Raw genomic sequence first — 4,350 nt, forward strand, 5'->3', positions numbered from 1 at the left:
AATCTTTGGAACCCTGGAACGTCACAACATCCTATTCTACTCCAACATGACACATGAACCTATATACGAAGATTCACACTTTCGCTTGTGACAAGGACTTGGGTGGAAAAGATTTTCAATATATTTTCCTGAAATAGGCCCGCATAAAGCAAGTTTATACACCAGAAATCTATAGGACAACGTCCTAGTCACATTTTTAAAGAAATCAAATAAAAAAACTATCTTATGGGATTTTGATCCACATTCCAAATTTCATGGGCATATTCAAGTATAGTCCTATCACTACTAAATTTTCCAGCATTAGCCATGTTTAGCCAACATTTTTTTGCCCATTCTAATCTATTCTTATAAGCCTTATTAACCTTATCTTGGGCCTCTTTATACATATTAAAATCTGCCAATATGAAATAATTATCTGGCCTATGCCAGCTAGCCCCATCTAGTAATGATCTATATATATCCTCAAACATTCCTGTACCACCGTCACTAAAAGTTCCATCTATTAAAGTATCTACTACCCTCTTTAGTTCTGGTATTTCATTATAATATTTCTTTGGATCATAGGAATCCCTAATTTTTTTTATATCCTCTACCCTAAGTCCAAATATGAAATTATTTTCTTCTCCTGCCTCTGCAACGATTTCCACATTGGCTCCATCATAGGTTCCCAGTGTAGGAGTACCATTTAACATGAATTTCATATTTCCCGTTCCAGAAGCTTCCTTTCCTGCAGTGGATATTTGTTCAGATACATCTGCTGCTGGAAATAATTTTTCAGCATAGGATACCCTATAGTTTTGTACAAATATGACCTTTATTTTTTCATTTACTTCCTCATCATTATTAACTAAATTGGCAATTTCATTTATGAACTTTATAATTCCCTTTGCCCTAAAGTATCCTGGTGCTGCCTTTGCCCCAAATATGAAGGTCCTTGGAGTTATGTCCATATTATGATTTTCCTTTAATCTATAGTATAGATCAATTATATAAAAGCCCTTTAACAATTGTCTCTTATATTCATGAAGCCTTTTAATTTGAATATCAAATATGGATTTACTATTCACATCTATTCCTTCATGGATTTTAATATAATCTGCCAATTGTCTTTTCTTTTCATCTTTAATTAATAAAAATCTATTTAATACCCCTTCATCATGGGCATATTTTTCTAGATTTTTTAATAAATCCAATTTACTAACCCACTCTTTCGTTCCTAAAAGTTCCGTAATAAATGAAGATAATTCCTTATTACAAAGTTTTATCCACCTTCTAGGAGTTATGCCATTAGTTTTGTTTTGAAACCTTTCTGGATACAGTTTATACCAGTCATTTAACTCTGTTTCCTTTAAGATATTTGTATGAAGCTTTGCAACTCCATTTGTAGCATAGGTTCCATATATGGCTAAGTGTGCCATTTTAACCATATTATCACATACAATTCTCATTTGTGAGATTTTTTCATCTTCATAATTCTTAGCCTTTAACTCCTTAACAAATTCTTCATCTATCTTTTCTATTATTTCATATATTCTAGGTAATATCCTTTTAAAATACCCATTCCACCACTTCTCCAGTGCCTCTGATAAAATAGTATGGTTAGTATAAGCAAAGGTCTTTTTTGTCACTTTCCAAGCATCTTCCCAACTTAACTCTTCATGATCTACTAAAAGTCTCATCATTTCTGGTATGGCCACCGTTGGGTGGGTATCATTTAATTGAATGGAGTTATATTTGTGAAAATCTAATAAATCCCTATTTAGATTTTTATGTTTTCTAACGAGATCTTGTAGTGATGCTGACACAAAGAAATATTGTTGCTTTAGTCTAAGTATTTTACCCTCATCATTAGAATCATTTGGGTATAAGACCCTAGAAATATCTTGTGCCTTATTTTTTCCCCTTACAGCCTCATCATATTTTTGCTCATTAAATAGTTCAAAATCAAAATCTAATAAGGGCTCACATTGCCATAATCTTAAAGTATTAATATTATTAGTTCCATACCCAATGATAGGAGTATCATAGGGAACAGCCTTTACTATTTGATCTAAAAATCTTACTAAAACCGTATCTTCTTCTTTTCTTAAAGACCAGGGATCTCCATATTTTAACCAATTATCTCCTTCTTCCACTTGGAATCCATCCACTATCTTTTGTTTAAAAATACCATGGCTATATCTTATTCCATAACCTGTTAAGGGTAGATTACAAGTTGCAGCTGAATCCATAAAGCAAGCTGCTAATCTTCCAAGTCCACCATTTCCAAGGCCTGCATCCTCTTCTATTTCCTCAATCCTATTAATATCTATATTCATTTCATTTAATGTATCTTTCACATCTTCATAAATCCCTAAATTTATTAGATTATTTCCCAAGGCCCTTCCCATTAAAAATTCTGCCGATAAATAATAGGCTTCTTTCTTTTTTTCATAGGACTCCAATGTATCTATCCATCTATGAACTATTTGTTCCATTATGGCCTTAGATAGGGCCACATATTTTTCATGATCATTTGCCTTTCCTAAGTTTTTTCCATAGTCTATTTTAATGATTTTTTCCATACTATCCTTAAATGCTTCTTTGTTTAACATGAATGACCCTACCTTCCATATAACTTAGTAATATCATATATATTCTTAGCTAGATCTCTTGTTAAATATTCTTTTTTCACTCTCCATTTCCAATTGCCACCTATGGTTGACGGTATATTCATTCTGGCTTCACTTCCTAAACCTAATAAGTCTTGCATTTGCCCTATGGCCAAATGGCCAACACTACTCCAAGCCCCCCTAATAAATCCCCAGTGTTCTCCTTCATGCCTATTTAATTTTAAATATTTTCTACAATACTCTACATCTTCCTTTATTCCATTTTCAAGCCACCCATTCACCGTATCATTGTCATGGGTACCCGTATATACTATACAATTTTTTTCATAGTTATGAGGTAAATAATCACTTTCCTCTCTGGTGTCAAAGGCAAATTGCAATACCTTCATTCCAGGATACTCGCTATCTTCCCTAAATTCTATAACTTCCTCTGTTAAATAACCTAAATCCTCTGCTATGACAGCTATGTGTCCTATTTCCCTTTTAATAGCATTAAAAAGTTTCATACCAGGGCCCTTTACCCATTCTCCATTTACAGCCGTATCCTCTCCATAGGGAACTTGCCAATAGGATTCAAAGCCTCTAAAATGATCTATCCTTATGACATCATAAAGGTATATACTTCCCTTCATCCTATCTATCCACCACTTATATCCAGTTTCATCTAAATAGTCCCACCTATATATGGGATTTCCCCAAAGCTGTCCCGTAGCTGAGAAGGCATCTGGAGGACATCCAGCCACCTTAATTGGATTTTTTTCTTCATCAAGTAAAAACACTTCACTATTAGCCCAAGTATCAGCACTATCTGCTGCCACATATATGGGAATATCACCTATTATCTTTATTCCCTTTTTATTAGCATATGACTTTAACTTTGTCCACTGTTCAAAGAATATTACCTGTAGAAAAATCCAGTAATTTATTTCATCCTTTAATTCTTCTTTGTATTTCTCTAGAGCCTTTTCTTTCCTAAGTTTTATATCCTCATGCCACTTTTGCCACTCTACCAATTGAAATTTACCCTTAACTGCCATATATAGGGCAAAATCCTTAGCCCAAAACTTTTCTTCCTTAAACCTTGCTATATGTTCACTATACTTTTTATAGCCATTTTCATAGGCCTTTTTTAGTATGGGCATTTTATTTAAAAATATCTTTTCATAATCTACCGACTCCACATTTTTGCCAAAATCCACACCCTTATAATCACTTTCTTCTAAAAGTCCCTCATCCTTCAACAGATCAAAATCTATAAAATATGGATTCCCTGCAAAGGCCGAAAAGGACTGATATGGTGAATCTCCATATCCAGTACACCCTATAGGGAGTATCTGCCAATAGCTTTGTCCTGAATCCTTTAAAAAATCCACAAATTCATAAGCTTCCTTCCCAAAGGTTCCTATACCATATTTCCCTGGTAATGATGTTATATGCATTATAATTCCACTACTTCTTTTCATCCCATCACCTACCTACATATTTTTATAAGTTTATAAAACCAAAGTTTTCTCTACACAGTAACTTGCCTACGAAGGCACACATAAATCTACTTTATAAATACGAAATCTATATAGATTTCGTAACACTAAGCTCTCTTTATACAGTAACTTGCCTATAAGGGAAAATATATTGAAAATCTTTGGAACCCTGGAACGTCACAACATCCTATGCTACTCCAACATGACACATGAACCTATATACGAAGATTCACACTTTCGCTTGTGACAAGGACTTG

The 4,350-nt window shown here is 33.7% G+C and carries 2 protein-coding genes; both read right to left on the reverse strand.

Annotated features, from left to right (window positions below; genetic code table 11):
* Positions 1 to 218 precede the first annotated feature (218 nt).
* Entirely contained in the window at positions 219 to 2,594 is a 2,376-nt protein-coding gene (locus N4A57_RS07340; protein ID WP_293657207.1) for a glycogen/starch/alpha-glucan phosphorylase, read from the reverse strand.
* 8 nt (positions 2,595 to 2,602) lie between these two features.
* Positions 2,603 to 4,075: a 4-alpha-glucanotransferase gene (gene malQ, locus N4A57_RS07345; protein WP_293657208.1), complete on the reverse strand. Its 1,473-nt coding sequence runs from the start codon at positions 4,073 to 4,075 to the stop codon at positions 2,603 to 2,605.
* Positions 4,076 to 4,350 lie beyond the last annotated feature (275 nt).

It is taken from the genome of Anaeromicrobium sp. (genome assembly GCF_025210435.1).
Classification (GTDB): domain Bacteria; phylum Bacillota; class Clostridia; order Peptostreptococcales; family Thermotaleaceae; genus Anaeromicrobium.